At 57.2% G+C, this 17,513-nt stretch carries 17 protein-coding genes; 10 read left to right on the top strand and 7 right to left on the bottom strand.

Annotated elements, in window-relative coordinates; all coding sequences use genetic code 11:
- Nucleotides 1-3: 3 nt before the first annotated feature.
- The 3 genes from hslU (at nt 4) to rraA (ending at nt 2,911) form a co-directional block, all read left to right on the top strand.
- A complete protein-coding gene (gene hslU / locus EDF75_RS25530; RefSeq protein ID WP_041143434.1) occupies nt 4-1,338 on the top strand; it encodes an HslU--HslV peptidase ATPase subunit in 1,335 nt (444 codons plus the stop codon).
- 68 nt (nt 1,339-1,406) lie between these two features.
- Nucleotides 1,407-2,333 carry a 1,4-dihydroxy-2-naphthoate polyprenyltransferase gene (gene menA / locus EDF75_RS25525; protein WP_045853663.1) on the top strand — a complete coding sequence of 309 codons (927 nt, stop codon included), beginning with the start codon at nt 1,407-1,409 and terminating at the stop codon, nt 2,331-2,333.
- Nucleotides 2,334-2,425: 92 nt separating this feature from the next.
- Nucleotides 2,426-2,911, top strand: coding sequence for a ribonuclease E activity regulator RraA (gene rraA / locus EDF75_RS25520; RefSeq protein ID WP_041143432.1), 486 nt, complete (start codon nt 2,426-2,428; stop codon nt 2,909-2,911).
- A 57-nt stretch (nt 2,912-2,968) separates the two neighbouring features.
- Here rraA and pfkA read toward each other — a convergent pair whose 3' ends face one another.
- The 3 genes from pfkA to cpxP all read right to left on the bottom strand — a co-directional run bounded on the left by pfkA (nt 2,969) and on the right by cpxP (nt 5,693).
- Nucleotides 2,969-3,931, bottom strand: coding sequence for a 6-phosphofructokinase (gene pfkA / locus EDF75_RS25515; protein WP_045853664.1), 963 nt, complete (start codon nt 3,929-3,931; stop codon nt 2,969-2,971).
- Between the two features lie 203 nt (nt 3,932-4,134).
- Nucleotides 4,135-5,031: a CDF family cation-efflux transporter FieF gene (fieF, locus tag EDF75_RS25510; protein ID WP_133601312.1), complete on the bottom strand. Its 897-nt coding sequence runs from the start codon at nt 5,029-5,031 to the stop codon at nt 4,135-4,137.
- Nucleotides 5,032-5,189: 158 nt separating this feature from the next.
- A complete protein-coding gene (gene cpxP / locus EDF75_RS25505) occupies nt 5,190-5,693 on the bottom strand; it encodes a cell-envelope stress modulator CpxP (RefSeq protein ID WP_045853666.1) in 504 nt (167 codons plus the stop codon).
- 149 nt (nt 5,694-5,842) lie between these two features.
- On the opposite strand from cpxP, the gene cpxR reads away from it, so the two are divergent.
- Both cpxR and cpxA read left to right on the top strand, forming a co-directional pair.
- Complete coding sequence (cpxR, locus tag EDF75_RS25500; RefSeq protein ID WP_004203671.1) at nt 5,843-6,541, top strand: envelope stress response regulator transcription factor CpxR; 699 nt, start codon at nt 5,843-5,845, stop codon at nt 6,539-6,541.
- Nucleotides 6,538-7,911 (top strand): envelope stress sensor histidine kinase CpxA, encoded by a 1,374-nt coding sequence (gene cpxA, locus EDF75_RS25495; RefSeq protein WP_041143428.1) that lies wholly within the window; start codon nt 6,538-6,540, stop codon nt 7,909-7,911. The genes cpxR and cpxA overlap by 4 nt, the downstream gene beginning before the upstream one ends.
- Before the next feature lie 39 nt (nt 7,912-7,950).
- Here cpxA and yiiM read toward each other — a convergent pair whose 3' ends face one another.
- Nucleotides 7,951-8,625, bottom strand: a complete 675-nt coding sequence (gene yiiM / locus EDF75_RS25490; RefSeq protein ID WP_133601311.1) for a 6-hydroxyaminopurine reductase — start codon at nt 8,623-8,625, stop codon at nt 7,951-7,953.
- A 71-nt stretch (nt 8,626-8,696) separates the two neighbouring features.
- Nucleotides 8,697-9,317 (bottom strand): superoxide dismutase [Mn], encoded by a 621-nt coding sequence (sodA, locus tag EDF75_RS25485; protein ID WP_041143426.1) that lies wholly within the window; start codon nt 9,315-9,317, stop codon nt 8,697-8,699.
- A 291-nt stretch (nt 9,318-9,608) separates the two neighbouring features.
- Here sodA and rhaT point away from each other — a divergent pair, with 291 nt between their 5' ends.
- Nucleotides 9,609-10,643, top strand: a complete 1,035-nt coding sequence (rhaT, locus tag EDF75_RS25480; RefSeq protein ID WP_133601310.1) for an L-rhamnose/proton symporter RhaT — start codon at nt 9,609-9,611, stop codon at nt 10,641-10,643.
- Nucleotides 10,644-10,647: 4 nt separating this feature from the next.
- Here rhaT and rhaR read toward each other — a convergent pair whose 3' ends face one another.
- Both rhaR and rhaS (EDF75_RS25470) read right to left on the bottom strand, forming a co-directional pair.
- Nucleotides 10,648-11,496 (bottom strand): HTH-type transcriptional activator RhaR, encoded by an 849-nt coding sequence (rhaR, locus tag EDF75_RS25475; RefSeq protein ID WP_208113329.1) that lies wholly within the window; start codon nt 11,494-11,496, stop codon nt 10,648-10,650.
- Nucleotides 11,497-11,569: 73 nt separating this feature from the next.
- Entirely contained in the window at nt 11,570-12,406 is an 837-nt protein-coding gene (gene rhaS, locus EDF75_RS25470) for an HTH-type transcriptional activator RhaS (RefSeq protein WP_133601309.1), read from the bottom strand.
- A gap of 313 nt (nt 12,407-12,719) precedes the next feature.
- On the opposite strand from rhaS (EDF75_RS25470), the gene rhaB reads away from it, so the two are divergent.
- The 4 genes from rhaB (at nt 12,720) to rhaS (EDF75_RS25445) (ending at nt 17,478) form a co-directional block, all read left to right on the top strand.
- On the top strand, nt 12,720-14,186 hold the full coding sequence (gene rhaB / locus EDF75_RS25460) for a rhamnulokinase (protein WP_133601308.1): 1,467 nt from the start codon (nt 12,720-12,722) through the stop codon (nt 14,184-14,186).
- Nucleotides 14,183-15,442 carry an L-rhamnose isomerase gene (rhaA, locus tag EDF75_RS25455; RefSeq protein WP_133601307.1) on the top strand — a complete coding sequence of 420 codons (1,260 nt, stop codon included), beginning with the start codon at nt 14,183-14,185 and terminating at the stop codon, nt 15,440-15,442. The genes rhaB and rhaA overlap by 4 nt, the downstream gene beginning before the upstream one ends.
- Before the next feature lie 77 nt (nt 15,443-15,519).
- Nucleotides 15,520-16,350: a rhamnulose-1-phosphate aldolase gene (rhaD, locus tag EDF75_RS25450; RefSeq protein WP_133601306.1), complete on the top strand. Its 831-nt coding sequence runs from the start codon at nt 15,520-15,522 to the stop codon at nt 16,348-16,350.
- Nucleotides 16,351-16,491: 141 nt separating this feature from the next.
- Nucleotides 16,492-17,478 (top strand): rhamnose ABC transporter substrate-binding protein, encoded by a 987-nt coding sequence (rhaS, locus tag EDF75_RS25445; protein ID WP_133601305.1) that lies wholly within the window; start codon nt 16,492-16,494, stop codon nt 17,476-17,478.
- Nucleotides 17,479-17,513 lie beyond the last annotated feature (35 nt).

The following is a 17,513-nucleotide window of genomic DNA, read 5'->3' as shown; positions in this document are numbered from 1 at the left end:
CCCATGTCTGAAATGACCCCACGCGAAATTGTCAGCGAACTGGACAAACATATTATTGGTCAGGACGCCGCTAAGCGTTCTGTCGCTATCGCCCTGCGTAACCGCTGGCGCCGCATGCAGCTTAGCGAAGAGCTGCGCCATGAAGTTACACCGAAAAATATTCTGATGATCGGCCCAACCGGCGTCGGTAAAACCGAAATCGCGCGTCGCCTGGCAAAGCTGGCCAACGCGCCGTTCATCAAAGTGGAAGCGACCAAATTCACCGAAGTGGGCTATGTCGGTAAAGAAGTGGATTCCATCATCCGCGATCTGACCGATGCGGCGATCAAAATGGTCCGCATGCAGTCCATCGATAAAAACCGCTACCGTGCGGAAGAGCTGGCGGAAGAGCGCATTCTTGACGTGCTGATCCCACCGGCGAAAAATAACTGGGGCCAGGCTGAGCAAACTCAGGAGCCGTCCGCGGCGCGTCAGGCATTCCGCAAAAAGCTGCGCGAAGGCCAGCTCGACGATAAAGAAATCGAGATTGACCTTGCCGCTGCGCCGATGGGCGTAGAGATCATGTCCCCTCCGGGCATGGAAGAGATGACCAGCCAGCTGCAGTCCATGTTCCAGAACCTGGGAGGGCAGAAGCAGAAACCGCGGAAGCTGAAAATCAAAGACGCGATGAAGCTGCTGATTGAAGAAGAAGCGGCCAAGCTGGTTAACCCGGAAGAGCTGAAGCAGGACGCTATCGACGCGGTCGAGCAGCACGGTATCGTGTTTATCGACGAGATCGACAAAATCTGTAAGCGCGGCGGCAATAGCTCCGGCCCGGACGTGTCTCGTGAAGGCGTCCAGCGCGATCTGCTGCCGCTGGTTGAAGGCTGTACCGTCTCAACCAAGCACGGCATGGTGAAAACTGACCACATCCTGTTTATCGCCTCCGGCGCATTCCAGGTGGCCAGTCCGTCAGATCTGATCCCTGAACTGCAGGGTCGTCTGCCGATTCGCGTCGAGCTGAAAGCGCTGACCACCGAAGATTTCGAGCGCATCCTGACCGAGCCGAACGCCTCGATTACCGTACAGTATAAGGCGCTGATGGCCACCGAAGGCGTGAGCATTGAGTTTACGCAAGACGGCATCAAGCGTATCGCTCAGGCGGCATGGCAGGTCAACGAAACTACCGAGAACATCGGCGCGCGCCGTCTGCACACCGTTCTGGAGCGTCTGATTGAAGATATCTCCTACGATGCCAGCGAAATGAACGGCCAGAGCATCACCATTGATGCTGAATATGTCGGTAAACATCTCGATGTTCTGGTGGCAGATGAAGATCTGAGTCGTTTTATCCTATAATCCGGTTCAATGTATTTTCATCACAATCGATGGGGCTATATATAGCCCCATTTTTTTGGCCGGGAATTATGACTGAACAACCGATAAACCGCACCCAGGCCTGGCTGGAAAGCCTGCGCCCAAAAACGCTGCCTCTGGCCTTTGCCGCCATCGTTGTCGGCACGACGCTTGCCTGGCACCAGGGTCATTTCGATCCCTGGGTGGCTCTGCTGGCGCTGATTACCGCCGGTCTGCTGCAAATTTTATCTAATCTGGCGAACGATTACGGCGATGCGGTAAAGGGCAGCGACAAGCCCGATCGCATAGGCCCGCTGCGCGGTATGCAAAAAGGGGCGATCAGCCAGGCGCAGATGAAGCGTGCGCTCATCCTCACCGTGGTGCTGATTTGTCTTTCCGGACTGGCTCTGCTGTTTTCCGCCTGGCAAACCATGGCCGATTTTATTGGCTTTATGGTTCTGGGCAGCCTCGCCATCGTCGCGGCAATCACCTATACCGTCGGCACCCGCCCCTATGGCTATATCGGCCTTGGCGATATTTCGGTGCTGGTCTTCTTTGGCTGGCTGAGCGTGGCCGGAAGCTGGTACCTCCAGGCCCACACGATTGCCGCCAGCGTCTTCCTGCCCGCAACGGCCTGCGGCCTGCTCGCGGCGGCGGTGCTCAATATCAATAACCTGCGCGATATCGATAGCGACCGGGAGAACGGCAAAAACACCCTGGCCGTGCGCCTTGGTCCAATCAACGCCCGCCGCTACCACGCCTGCCTGTTAATCGGCGCTCCGCTGTGCCTGGCGCTGTTTAATCTGCTTTCTCTGCACAGTCCATGGGGCTGGCTGTTTATCCTCGCGATGCCGCTGCTGGTGAAGCAGGTGCGGTTTGTCATGCGCGAGCGCGAGCCGGTGGCGATGCGCCCAATGCTGGAACGAACGGTAAAAGCGGCTCTGTTAACCAACCTGCTGTTTGTCATCGGGATTATTTGCAGCAAGCTGCTGGGTTAACTGACAAATATCAATTAACAATTGATGATTTTGCCAACAATGGGTTTCGCGAGATATACTAAAAACTCTCGCAGCAACTGAACGTTAAGCCTATGAAATACGATACTTCCGAGCTTTGTGACATCTACCAGGAGGATGTCAACGTAGTGGAACCTCTGTTCTCCAACTTTGGGGGACGGTCGTCGTTTGGTGGACAAATCATCACGGTGAAATGTTTCGAGGATAACGGGTTGCTATACGATATGCTCGAACAGAACGGCCGTGGTCATATTCTGCTGATCGATGGCGGCGGTTCCGTCCGACGGGCGCTAATTGACGCAGACCTGGCGCGTCTGGCGGTGCAGAATGAGTGGGAAGGACTGGTGGTTTACGGCGCGGTGCGTCAGGTAGACGATCTGGAAGAGCTGGATATCGGCATCCAGGCGCTGGCAGCCATTCCCGTAGGTGCCGCGGGTGAAGGCATCGGCGAAAGCGACGTCCGCGTCAACTTCGGCGGCGTGACCTTCTTCTCCGGCGATCATCTGTACGCCGATAATACCGGCATCATCCTCTCAGAGGATGCGCTGGATATCGAATAGCCCGCCCAATAAAAAAGGCCTTCTCTCTGAGAAGGCCTTTTTGTTTTACGCCGAAACTTAGTACAGTTTCTTCGCGCAATCCAGCCAGTCATTTTTGAACGGACGCTTCATGTTCTCGATAGCGTCGATGATGTCATGATGAACCAGCTTCTCGTTCTGAATACCCACGCAGCGGCCGCCGAAGCCCTGCAGCAGCAGGTCAATCGCGTAGGCGCCCATGCGGGATGCCAGGATACGGTCATAAGGAACCGGAGAGCCGCCGCGCTGAATGTGGCCCAGAACGGTTGCACGCGTTTCACGACCGGTCTCTTTCTCAATGTAGTCAGCCAGCTCGTGGACGTCGCACATGTGCTCTGTGATGGCCACAATCGCGTGTTTCTTACCTTTGGCGATGCCCGCTTTGATTTCAGCAACCAAATCGTCGCGGCTGTAATCAACCTCAGGCACCATGACGAATTCACAGCCGCCGGAAATAGCGGCCGCCAGCGTCAGATCGCCACAATAGCGGCCCATCACTTCAACGACGGAAATACGCTGGTGTGAGGAAGAGGTATCACGCAGACGGTCAATCGCTTCAACGACGGTGCTCAGCGCGGTGAAGAAACCGATGGTGTAGTCGGTGCCTTTAATGTCGTTGTCGATGGTGCCCGGCAGACCGATGCACGGGAAGCCCATTTCGGTCAGGCGCATCGCCCCCATGTACGAACCATCACCGCCGATAACAACCAGCGCATCCAGACCGCGCTTTTTCATGTTCTCAAGGGCCACGGCGCGAACGTGCTCTTCGCGGAATTCCGGGAAACGTGCTGAACCCAGGAAGGTGCCGCCGCGGTTGATCATATCGGAAACGCTATAGCGGTCGAGCTGGACCATACGATCTTCATACAGCCCGAGGTAACCGTCATAGATTCCAAAAACTTCCAGACCTTCCGTTAATGCCGCGCGCACAACGCCGCGAATTGCCGCGTTCATGCCCGGCGCATCACCGCCACTTGTCAACACACCGATTTTCTTAATCATGACTACCTCTGAACTTAGGAAGCAAAAAATAATCCTGTTGCCTGAAGCGCTCCCTTATCAGGAGTGCACGACGATAATTGCAATAGTATATCAAACGCTTCTGGCTGAATTGATTCAGGTCAGACCAAACGGCGGTAATTTATACAAATAATGCCGGGCTGCCCCACATTTTTACATCGAGTTTACAGACTATAACTCAAAGCTTAAAAAACGCCCTGCCGCGCCAGCGGCACCACAGAACAGGGGTCCTGATGGATAATGACATCAGAACCCGGAAAACGGTGCAGAATCGCCTGCTCCACCTGGTCGGCAATGACGTGTGCCTGAACCAATGGCAGGTTATCTTCCATTTCCAAATGTATTTGAATAAAGCGAGTCGGCCCTGACTGCCGCGTCCGTAGATCGTGTGCCCCGCTGACGCCAGGCCATGCGGTCACGATATTGATAATGTCCTGACGTTCCTCATCAGGCAGCGCGCGGTCTAACAGCGACTGGACGGCCTCATAGGCCATGCGCAGCGCGCTATACAGAATATAGACGCCTATCCCTAACGCAAATAGCGCATCGGCACGATGCCAGCCGTACCAGGAGAGGCCCAGCGCCACCAGAATAGCGCCGTTCATCATAACATCAGACTGATAATGAAGCATATCTGCACGCACCGCCTGACTCTGCGTTTTTCTCACCACCCAGCGCTGGAAGGTCACCAGCACCAGCGTACTGAGCAGCGCAATCAAGGTCACAATCATCCCGACGCCCGCCGCCTGCATCGGTTCCGGGCGCGCCAGGTGCTGAATACCGGTTAAAAACAGGAACAGCGCCGACCCGGAGATAAACATACTTTGCGCCAGCGCCGCCAGCGACTCGGCCTTACCGTGGCCAAAGGTATGCTCCTCATCGGCAGGTTGCAGCGAATAACGCACCACAAGGAGATTGGTTAACGAGGCGGCAATATCCACCAGCGAGTCCACCAGCGCAGCCAGAATACTCACAGAGCCGGTATACCACCACGCAAAAATTTTGATCAAAAGTAACGCGGAGGCCATCACCGTTGCCGCAACGGCCGCACGACTCACCAGCCGCCCATAAGATTGATTCATAAACGCTCCTTCACCCGCAATGCGCTTAGTATAACCCGATCTATTGTTACGACGGATGGCAAGCGGGAGGTCGTTTAGCTGAATGACAGGCAAAAAAAACCCCCACATCATGTGGGGGAAGACAGGGATGGTGTCTATGGCAAGGAAAACAGGGTTTGTTACTGGGGTTGCACGGTATTGCTACTACTTGAAAGCATCTTCGCTGAGCCTTTCTGCATCCTTACAACCTCACGCAACTGATCCATTCGCTGCTGGTGCTTAGCATTTAAAACCGCTTGCTGCTCTGGCGTTAACAGGTGGTACATCTGGTTGCGAACCTTCGCCATTTCGATCTGGCGGTCAACCTGTTCCTGCGCCATCTTATCGGCCTGAGCGCGCACAGCGTTTTCATCAAATTTTTCTGCGGTGACAAGGCTATGCATTGTCTCCATTTCGCTAACATTAACGGGTAACCTATCGTGGCGTGCCCGTTGCATAAGATCTCGTAACTGCTGTCGTTGCTGTTCGGTTAAACTTATGCCATCAAACATGTGGCCCTGGATGCTGCGCTGCGCCCCTTCTTCTCCGGGGAGCCAGTTAACGCTGGTAACGACTTCAGCGGCCTGGCTATAAGCACTTAGCGCCAGCGTTGAGGCCATGACGGCAGCAATAACATTGCGCATCACATACTCCCAAAACGTTTGTGTCGCGATTCAACGAGAGACAGTTTACGATTCGGGCTGCAAACATGCGTCAGGGGGTGTAAAACAACGTAAAGTCATGGATTAGCGAGCCTTGATGACGTAATTTCTGCCTCGGAGGTATTTAAACAATGAACAAAATCCTGTTAGTTGATGATGACCGGGAGCTCACCTCCCTGTTAAAAGAGCTGCTCGATATGGAAGGCTTTAACGTGCTCGTAGCCCATGATGGGGAACAGGCGCTGGCTCTCCTGGACGACAGCATCGATTTACTTTTACTTGATGTGATGATGCCGAAGAAAAACGGTATCGATACGCTTAAAGAGTTGCGTCAGACACACCAGACTCCCGTTATCATGCTAACTGCCCGCGGTAGCGAGCTGGATCGCGTTCTCGGCCTTGAACTGGGCGCGGATGATTATCTGCCTAAGCCGTTTAACGATCGTGAGCTGGTGGCGCGCATACGCGCGATTCTGCGCCGCTCCCACTGGAGCGAGCAGCAGCAAACCACCGAAGCCGGCTCACCGACGCTGGAGGTTGACGCATTGAGCCTCAACCCGGGCCGTCAGGAAGCCAACTTTGATGGTCAAACGCTGGAGCTGACCGGAACGGAGTTCACCCTGCTGTACCTGCTGGCGCAGCATCTGGGCCAGGTGGTCTCTCGTGAACATCTGAGTCAGGAAGTTTTGGGAAAACGCCTGACGCCGTTCGACCGCGCCATCGATATGCATATTTCTAACCTGCGGCGTAAGCTGCCGGAGCGTAAAGACGGCCACCCGTGGTTTAAAACCCTGCGCGGGCGCGGCTATCTGATGGTCTCAGCTTCATGATTGGAAGTTTAACCGCACGCATCTTCGCTATTTTCTGGCTCACGCTGGCGCTGGTGTTGATGCTGGTTCTGATGCTGCCCAAGCTGGATTCGCGCCAGATGACCGAACTTCTGGAAAGCGAGCAACGCCAGGGCATCATGATTGAGCAGCACGTTGAGGCCGAGCTGGCGACCGATCCACCCAACGATTTGATGTGGTGGCGTCGTCTGTTTCGGGCGATAGATAAATGGGCTCCGCCGGGACAGCGTCTGCTGCTGGTCACCAGCGAAGGGCGCGTTATCGGCGCAGAACGCAACGAAATGCAGATTATTCGCAACTTTATCGGCCAGGCCGATAATGCCGATCATCCGCAGAAAAAACGCTATGGTCGTCTGGAAATGGTCGGCCCGTTTTCCGTCAGGGATGGTGAGGATAATTATCAGCTCTATCTGATCCGCCCCGCCAGCACGTCACAATCCGATTTCATCAACCTGCTGTTTGACCGTCCGCTGCTGCTGCTTATCGTCACCATGCTGGTCAGCGCTCCGCTGCTGCTATGGCTGGCGTGGAGTCTGGCAAAACCGGCGCGTAAGCTGAAAAATGCGGCCGACGAGGTCGCCCAGGGGAACCTGCGCCAGCATCCGGAACTGGAAGCCGGCCCGCAGGAGTTTTTGGCCGCCGGGACCAGCTTTAACCAGATGGTCACCGCCCTGGAACGGATGATGACCAGCCAGCAGCGTCTGCTCTCCGATATCTCCCACGAGCTGCGCACGCCGCTTACGCGCCTGCAGCTGGGCACCGCGCTACTGCGCCGTCGCAGCGGCGAGAGCAAAGAGCTGGAGCGTATTGAGATGGAGGCGCATCGGCTGGACAGCATGATCAACGATCTGCTGGTGATGTCGCGCAATCAGGCCAACAACGCGCTGGTCAGCGAGACGGTGAAAGCCAACCAGCTGTGGGGCGAGGTGCTCGATAACGCCGCCTTCGAGGCCGAGCAGGTAGGAAAATCGTTCACCGTGGAGTATCCGCCAGGGCCGTGGCCGCTGTACGGCAACCCCAACGCGCTGGAAAGCGCGCTGGAGAATATCGTACGCAACGCGCTGCGCTACTCGCATACCCGAATTTCGGTGAGCTTCTCGGTGGATAAAGACGGCATCACGGTTAACGTCGATGATGACGGTCCGGGCGTCAGCCCTGAGGATCGCGAGCAGATTTTCCGCCCGTTTTACCGCACCGACGAAGCGCGCGATCGCGAGTCAGGCGGTACCGGTCTGGGACTGGCGATTGTCGAAGCCGCTATTCAGCAGCATCGCGGCTGGGTGAAGGCCGACGACAGCCCGCTGGGCGGCCTGCGGCTGACCATCTGGCTGCCGCTGTATAAGCGCACCTGACGCGGCATTCCCCGGTCTGCGCACGCAGCCGGGGGAGTCTCATTTCCCCCACAATCGGCGGGAACTATCTTCGATCTGCCCGCTTAAGCGCCGCTTCTGCATGGTGCGGCTCCAGCTTACCGATAGCCCTCCAGCAGAGAGCAGGCGATGATACTGCTCGTCATCAAACGGCATATGCCAGGCAATCGCGCCGGCCTCATGTACGCTGACATCGCTCACCCTGGAGACCAGCTCCAGCGGCGCGTCGCAGGACACAACGCCCCCCGCCACCACCCGATACAGCCAGCCGGTTTTACCGCTATTCTGCATGCGCTGGGCCATATCGCTGATGGCAAAATGGAAGTTGAGCTTAAAGCACGGCGATCGCGGCTGCGTTACCTGAATCAGCGCCTCGCCCCAGCGAAAGATATCGCCGATATAAACGTTTTTCTCGGTCATTCCTTCAGCAGAAAGGTTTTCGCCAAAGGCCGGCGCGCAGAAAAGGTCGGCCTGCTGGGGGAATTCGCGGATCCAGTCGGCGTAGTGCTCGCGCGGGTACTGGCATAGCGCGCGATCCGGGCCGCCATGAATTTTCTTTTCCGCCTGCTCATCGCCCTCTAGCCCCAGATCGCCGAGGGTTAACTCACCGTCGACCTGGATTTTCCCGATGGCGCTCGGACGGCTTCCTTCGTAATCCCTTATCTTGCCCACAAAGACGTTCACCGGATAATGCATCTGCTGCCCCCTGCTACAGGTATAAAAAAAGCGAGTCATCAGACTCGCTTCTCGTTCAGCACAATGCAACCTTATTTTTTGGCGGCAAAACGCGCTGCTGCTTCGTCCCAGTTAACCACGTTCCAGAACTCTTTGATGTAGTCCGGGCGGCGGTTCTGGAATTTCAGGTAGTAAGCGTGTTCCCACACGTCCAGGCCCAGGATCGGGAAACCGGAAGCGCCGGAGATAGCTTCACCCATCAGCGGGGAGTCCTGGTTCGCGGTAGAAACCACGGCCAGCTTGTCGCCTTTCAGCACCAGCCACGCCCAGCCGGAGCCGAAACGGGTGGCGGCAGCTTTTTCAAACTCAGCTTTGAAGTTATCAACGGAGCCGAAATCGCGCTCGATAGCCGCTTTCAGGTCGCCCTGCAGGGTGGTACCGGTTTTCAGGCCTTTCCAGAACAGGCTATGGTTAGCGTGGCCGCCCGCGTTGTTACGCAGAGGACCTTTTTTGTCAGCCGGCAGCTGATCCAGTTTAGTAATCAGCTCTTCAACAGACAGATCGGCGAATTCCGGCAGGCTTTCCAGCGCAGCGTTGGCGTTGTTAACGTAAGCCTGGTGGTGCTTAGTATGGTGGATTTCCATAGTCTGCTTGTCGAAGTGCGGTTCCAGGGCGTCATAAGCGTACGGCAGGGCTGGCAGTGTAAAACTCATAATCATCTCCATTATTGTCGAGCGGCTGCGAGTGTTAAGGCCGCGTAAGCAGTTGGTTCATTATAGTTAATTAAATGATATTGAAAACGCTTATCAATGCCGTATTTTTAATAAGGTTATAACAGAGTGTGATACCCGCGGTTTTGTGAGCTGGAACAACTAATTAAGCTGTTGGTTGCCAGGGTTTTCCAACACGTGGCAACAGCCTGAAGGCGATAAAACTGACCGATTTTTACACTCATCGGGTCGGAAGAAGATTTATCCGATAAAAAATAGATGAGGATAAAATCAATGAATCACGCGATTACGATGGGTATTTTTTGGCATTTGATAGGTGCGGCCAGTGCAGCCTGTTTCTATGCTCCGTTCAAACAAGTTAAGCAGTGGTCATGGGAAACCATGTGGTCTATCGGCGGGATTGTCTCGTGGCTGATCCTGCCCTGGACTATCAGCGCCCTGCTGTTGCCTGATTTTTGGGCCTATTACAACTCCTTTAGCGCCTCGACTCTGCTGCCGGTCTTCCTGTTCGGCGCGATGTGGGGTATCGGCAATATCAACTACGGCCTGACCATGCGCTATCTCGGCATGTCGATGGGGATCGGTATCGCCATCGGCATTACCCTGATCGTCGGTACGCTAATGACCCCGATTCTCAACGGTCAGTTCGAGGTTTTAATCAATACCAAAGGCGGTCAGATGACGCTGCTCGGCGTGCTGGTCGCGGTGATTGGCGTCGCCATTGTGACCCGAGCGGGGCAGCTGAAAGAGCGCAAAATGGGCATTAAGGCCGAAGACTTTAACCTCAAAAAAGGCCTGCTGCTGGCGGTGATGTGCGGCATTTTCTCGGCGGGGATGTCGTTTGCGATGAACGCCGCCAAACCGATGCACGAAGCCGCCGCGGCGCTGGGGGTTGACCCGCTGTACACCGCCCTGCCTAGCTACGTGGTCATCATGGGCGGCGGCGCGCTGGTGAACCTCGGATTCTGCTTTATTCGGCTGGCAAAAGTGAAAAACCTGTCGATAAAAGCGGACTTCTCGCGGGCAAAACCGCTCATCATCGCCAATATTCTGCTTTCCGCTCTCGGCGGCCTGATGTGGTATCTGCAGTTCTTTTTCTACGCATGGGGCCACGCCAGCATTCCGGCGCAGTACGACTACATGAGCTGGATGCTGCATATGAGCTTCTACGTTCTGTGCGGCGGGCTGGTTGGTCTGGTGCTGAAGGAGTGGAAAAACGCCGGGCGGCGGCCGGTCGGCGTACTCAGCCTCGGCTGCGTGGTCATCATTATTGCCGCCAATATTGTCGGCCTGGGGATGGCGAACTAGGCGCCTAAGCGGCGACGCGACTGCGTTGCCGCCACTGCCCCGGCGTCATGCCGATCTCACGGTTAAAGACCACCGAAAAGTAGTTACTGTCTTCAAATCCGCACAGCATGGCGATTTCGCCAATCAGCCGCTCCGTATGCTGCAGCAGGTACTGCGCGTGGCAAATTCTCAGCTGACGTAAATAGTGGTTGACCGTCATACCCGTCTGCTGGCGAAACTGCTGGCGCAGGGCGCGCTCGCTGCACGCTTCCCGCGCGCAAAAGCGATCGAGGAAAAAGGGTCGATTCAGGCTGCCGGCCAGCTCGGTCAGCAGTTTATCGAGCAGGGCTTCGCTTTGGGTTGCCGCCAGGTTGTCGGTCGCGTAGCGATGTCGGTGCAGAATGAGCGCCAGCTGGGCGAACAGCAGCTCGGCCATCTGATTGGCCTGGGGGTCGCTGCGGGTGCTCTCCTGTTCAAGCTGGGTAATCACCTGCCGCACCTGGGTCATACCGGAGCTGCCGATTCGCCAGTGCGGGAGCCACGGCGTACCAAACAGCCCGGGAATATGGGCCGCCCAGTCAAAGTTGAGCCGCAGCCGGTCCGGGCAGTAGATGACGTTTTGCAGGACCAAATCGTTCACCGACGCGTAGGAGTGTTTGTCCTGCGCGCGGATATAGAACAGATCGCCGCGGGTAATGCGCCACGGGCGATCGTTAAGCACGTGCAGGCCGTTTCCCCGCCATACCAGCACCAGTTCGCAGAACTCATGGGTATGCTCGGCGAAGACGTTTTGCGGGTAGCGATCCGCTACCGCCACCGCCTGAGAAGGCGAGGCAAAAAACTCATCTTTGCGAAGAATCAACTGACCGGCCACCGCGACAACTCCAGGCGCAAATAACGTTTCATTATTCGCAATTTTGCTCGCTAAAACGTTGACTGCTCTCGCGTTACTGAAGAATGGCGTCGCGCCCCTGGCGGATATCACGTGGTGACCAGGAAAACTCGCGGCGAAAAAGCGTCGAAAAGTGATTACTGTCGCCGAATCCGCAGTGATAGGCGATATCCGTGACGCTGTCATCGCTGTGCCGCAGCAGATGGCGCGCCTTCATCAGCCGCACCCGGTTCAGGTAGCGCTGCGGCGTCAGGCCGGTCTGCTGCTTGAGCTGGCGATGCAGCGTGCGCAGCGACAGCGAAAACTGGGCCGCCACCTCTTCCCAGCAAACATCCTCGGCAAAGTGATCTTCCAGCCACGCCATCAGGTGATTGAGCCGCGCCTCGCTATCGGCGGCCCCTTCCGCGAGGCTGCTTTTGCGCAGCAGCACCAGCAGCTGCATAAACAGAATCTCCCGACTGGCAATAGTATGCACATCCGACTCAGCGCTGAGGCTTTCCATCTGGCTGACGATCTGTCGCACCTGCTGCAAAGCCCCCTGATTAACCCGCCAGTGCGAGAGATAGTTGCCCTCCTGCTCCTGCGGCAGCAGCTGGCTGACGCCGTTCAGAAAGCGAAACGCATCCGGCGCGCGATAGAGCACGTTGGTCAGGCACAGGTTATCGGTATGTTCATAAAGATGGCGATCGCGATCGCGAATAAAACAGACCGAGCCGCCGCTGATGGTATAGGGCTGGCCGTTGAAAACGTGGATCCCCGTCCCGTGCTCGACGATAACAATTTCATGGAAATCGTGGTGATGCTCCGGAAACGCCGACTGAGGGAGGCGTGGCTCAATGGCAACAGCAGAAGTACCGGACTTAAAGAAATCCACACTGTGCAATACGGTCATAGCAGCTCCCTCGAAATGAGAAATGTTATCAATCAGTGTCGCAAATAGTAATTAAGGACCGGCAATCCGGCCTTCAATTTTTGACCGCAAACGACGTAAAGCCTGCCGCTTTTTCAAGAAACAGCCGGAAAGATCGGGAACTGCGGAGAGCGTCACATCCCCCGCGTCGATAGCGACAGAATGAAATTGTGAGCTCTCTCACGGTCACCTTTGCTTTCTTGCCAGCGGAGAAATTTCCCTGTCCGTGGCAAGAAGGTGCGCGACCGGCGACTTTTTTAGACTGCTGGCAATGATTTTCAGAAGGATCTCTGCCATGAATTTTCGACATTGTGTCGCCGTTGATTTAGGCGCCTCCAGCGGGCGGGTGATGCTCGCCAGCTATGAAAGCGGACAGCGTGCGCTGACGCTGCGTGAAATCCACCGTTTTACCAACAGCCTGCACCAGGTGGATGGCTACGACTGCTGGGATATCGATAGCCTGGAAGGCGAAATTCGCCGCGGGCTGGCGCTGGTGTGCGCGCAGGGCATCCTTATCGACAGCATCGGCATTGATACCTGGGGCGTGGATTATGTCCTGCTCGACGCCCAGGGCCAGCGCGTCGGCCTGCCGGTTTCCTATCGCGACGACCGCACCCACGGCCTGATGCAGCATGCCGAAGCGCAGATAGGCCGGGCGGATATCTATCGCCGCAGCGGCATCCAGTTTCTGCCGTTCAACACCCTGTACCAGCTGCGCGCCCTGGTTGAGCAGCAGCCGGAGCTGGTGAGCCAGGCCGCGCACGCGCTGCTGATCCCGGACTACTTCAGCTTTCGCCTGACCGGTCGGATGAACTGGGAATACACCAACGCCACCACTACCCAGCTGGTCAATATCAACAGCGATAGCTGGGACGAAGAGCTGCTGAACTGGAGCGGCGCGCCGCGCGAATGGTTCGGTACCCCGACCCATCCCGGCAACGTGATCGGCCACTGGATTTGCCCGCAGGGCAACGCGATCCCGGTGGTCGCCGTCGCCAGTCACGATACCGCCAGCGCGGTGATCGCCTCTCCGCTGGCCGGTAAAAATGCGGCCTATCTCTCCTCCGGCACCTGGTCGCTCATGGGCTTTGAAAGCCAAACCCCCTGCACCGGCGATGAGGCGCTGAAGGCCAATATCACCAACGAAGGCGGCGCGGAAGGCCGCTATCGGGTGCTGAAAAATATTATGGGACTGTGGCTGCTGCAGCGGGTGCTGAAAGAGCAGAACGTCAGCGACCTGCCGGCGCTGATTGCCCATACCGCCGAACTCCCGGCCTGCCGCTCGGTGATTGACTGCAACGATGAGCGCTTTATCAACCCGGACAATATGAGCGCCGAGATTCAGGCCGCCTGCCGTGAATCCGGGCAGCCGGTGCCCAGCGGCGACGCCGAGCTGGCGCGCTGCATTTTTGACAGCCTGGCCCTGCTGTATGCCCGCGTGCTCGGCGAACTTGCCCGGCTGCGAGGCCAACCCTTCAGCCAGCTGCATATCGTCGGCGGCGGCTGTCAGAACGCGCTGCTCAATCAGCTGTGCGCGGACGCCTGCGGCATTACGGTCATCGCGGGTCCCGTCGAGGCCTCTACGCTCGGCAATATCGGCATCCAGCTGATGACGCTGGATGAGCTGAACAACGTCGATGATTTCCGTCAGGTGGTGCGCCACAACTACGCGCTCACCACGTTTATCCCTAATCCTGAAAATGAAATTGCCCGCTTCGTTGCGCAGTTTCAGCAACAACAGACCAAGGAGCTTTGCGCATGACCACTCAACTTGAACAAGCCTGGGAAATTGCCAAACAGCGCTACGCCGCCGTCGGTGTGGATGTCGAGGAGGCTCTGCGCCAGCTGGACCGGCTTCCCGTATCCATGCACTGCTGGCAGGGCGATGACGTCGCGGGCTTTGAAAACCCGGAAGGGAATTTAACCGGCGGGATTCAGGCCACCGGCAACTATCCGGGCAAAGCCCGCAACGCGGGCGAGCTGCGCGCCGACCTCGAGCAGGCGCTCAGCCTGATCCCCGGCCCGAAACGGCTGAATCTGCACGCTATCTATCTGGAGTCTGATACCCCGGTTGCGCGTAACGAAATCAAACCTGAGCACTTTAAAAACTGGGTTGAATGGGCCAAAAACAACGGCCTGGGGCTCGATTTTAACCCCTCCTGCTTCTCGCATCCGCTAAGCGCCGACGGTTTTACCCTCTCGCACGCCAACGATGAAATCCGCCAGTTCTGGATCGATCACTGCAAGGCCAGCCGCCGGGTTTCCGCCTATTTCGGCGAGCAGCTGGGCACCCCGTCGGTGATGAATATCTGGGTCCCCGACGGCATGAAGGACATTACCGTTGACCGTCTGGCGCCGCGCCAGCGCCTGCTCAACGCGCTGGACGAGGTTATCAGCGAGAAATTCGACACGGCGCATCATATCGATGCCGTGGAGAGCAAGCTGTTCGGTATCGGCGCCGAAAGCTACACCGTCGGCTCCAATGAATTCTATATGGGCTACGCCGCCAGCCGCCAGACCGCGCTGTGTCTGGATGCCGGGCACTTCCATCCAACGGAAGTTATCTCCGACAAAATCTCTGCCGCCATGCTCTACATTCCGCGCCTGCTGCTGCACGTCAGCCGCCCGGTACGCTGGGATAGCGATCACGTGGTGCTGCTGGATGACGAAACCCAGGCCATCGCCAGCGAAATCATCCGCCATAACCTGTTTGACCGGGTGCACATCGGCCTCGATTTCTTCGACGCCTCCATCAACCGCATCGCGGCGTGGGTGATTGGTACCCGCAACATGAAAAAAGCGCTGCTGCGCGCGCTGCTGGAACCGACGGAACAGCTGCGCCAGCTGGAAGCCGACGGCGATTACACCGCCCGACTGGCGCTGCTGGAAGAGCAGAAATGCCTGCCGTGGCAGGCCGCCTGGGAGATGTACTGCCAGCGTCACGATACCCCGGCGGGCAGCCAGTGGCTGGATAGCGTTCGCGGCTACGAGAAAGATGTGCTGAGCCAGCGCGGGTAGCCCGGCAGCCGACAGATACACAACCTATTCAGGGCGCGGGGTCAACCCCGCGCCGAATCAACAGGAAGCACAAGACTATGCACACCATTATCGACTCCTGGTTCGTCCAGGGCATGATTAAGGCCACCACCGACGCCTGGCTGAAGGGCTGGGATGAGCGCAACGGCGGCAACCTGACGCTGCGCCTCGACGAGGCCGATATCGAACCTTTCGCGGCGGATTTCCACGCCAAACCGCGCTATATCGCCCTGAGCCAGCCGATGCCGACGCTGGCCAACCAGCCGTTTATCGTTACCGGCTCCGGTAAATTTTTCCGCAACGTGCAGCTCGATCCGGCCGCCAACCTCGGCGTGGTCAAAGTGGACAGCGACGGCGCGGGATATCACATCCTGTGGGGCTTGACCCACGAGGCGGTGCCGACCTCAGAACTGCCGGCCCACTTCTTGTCCCACAGCGAACGCATCAGGCTGACCGGCGGCAAAGATCGCGTGATCATGCACTGCCACGCCACCAACCTGATCGCCCTGACCTACGTGCTGGAGAACAACAGCGATCTCTTCACCCGCAAGCTCTGGGAAGGCAGCACCGAATGCCTGGTGGTGTTCCCGGACGGCGTCGGCATTCTGCCGTGGATGGTGCCGGGTACCGACGAAATCGGCGGGGCCACCGCGCTGGAAATGCGTCAGCATTCGCTGGTGCTGTGGCCGTTCCACGGCGTCTTCGGCAGCGGGCCGACGCTGGATGAAACCTTTGGCCTGATCGATACCGCCGAGAAATCGGCTGAAGTGCTGGTGAAGGTTTACTCCATGGGTGGAATGAAGCAGACCATCACCCGCGAAGAGCTGATTGCCCTCGGCAAGCGCTTTGATGTGCAGCCTATGCAGTCCGCGTTAGACCTTTATCAATAATTACATCGCGCCCCGCTCACCGAGACGGGGCGAACTCTGTCACCTGCAAACCCTACCCTAACTCTTTCGCCCTGCGGCAGACCACGCATCGGCAGGATGAAAGATAAGGGGAAACTAACTCAATCATGTGGAGTAAAAGCAATGAAAATAAAGACAAGCTTGATCCTCACCGTTGCCGCCCTGGCGTTGTCCGGTTCCGCTTTAGCAGAAGTTAAAATTGCCCTCGTGGCAAAATCATTGGGAAATGGATTCTTCGAGGCAGCGAACGTCGGCGCGCAGGAAGCGGCTAAAGAGTTAGGCGATGTGAAAGTGATTTATACCGGCCCCACCACCACCACCGCCGAAGCGCAGATCGAAGTGCTGAACGGGCTGATCGCCCAGGGGGTGGACGCGATCGCCATTTCCGCCAACGATCCGGACGCCGTGGTGCCGGTGCTGAAAAAGGCGATGCAGCGCGGAATCAAAGTGGTCTCCTGGGATTCCGGCGTCGCGCCGGCGGGCCGTCAGATCCACTTAACCCCTTCCAATAACGCACTTATTGGCGAGACCAACGTCAGGCTCGCCGCGGATGCCTTAAAAGCGCTGAACATCGAAAAAGGCGACGTGGCGATCCTCAGCGCGACCCCAACCTCAACCAACCAGAACATCTGGATCGAAGAGATGAAGAAGGTGCTGCCGAAGTACCCTTCCGTCAACCTGGTCACCGTTGCCTACGGGGACGATCTCTCCGACAAGAGCTATCGCGAAGCGGTCGGCCTGCTGAAATCGTATCCGAATCTGAAAGCGATCGTCTCGCCTTCGTCGGTGGGGATCGTTGCCGCCGCCCAGGCGGTGAAGGATCAGGGCAAGATTGGCAAAGTGTACGTTACCGGGCTGGGGCTACCGTCCGAAATGGCCGGGGCGATTAAGTCCGGCGCCAGCAAAAGCTTTGCTATCTGGAACCCCATTGACCTCGGCTACGCCGCCACGTACCTGGCCGACGATCTGGTCAAAGGCACGGCAACCAAAACCGAAGCCAACATGGGCAGGCTCGGCAAGGTGAAGCTGGATGCCGACGGCAGCGGCGCGATGGCGGAGCCGTTCGTTTACGATGCCGGCAACATCGATAAGTTTTCCAAAATTTTCTAATCCTCAGCCCCCGTTTCGCCTGGAAACGGGGAAAA

Source organism: Klebsiella sp. BIGb0149 (genome assembly GCF_004362605.1).
Taxonomy (GTDB): domain Bacteria; phylum Pseudomonadota; class Gammaproteobacteria; order Enterobacterales; family Enterobacteriaceae; genus Klebsiella; species Klebsiella terrigena.
The sequence above is the reverse complement of the archived record's forward strand: the minus strand, read 5'-3'. Positions and strand labels throughout refer to the sequence as shown.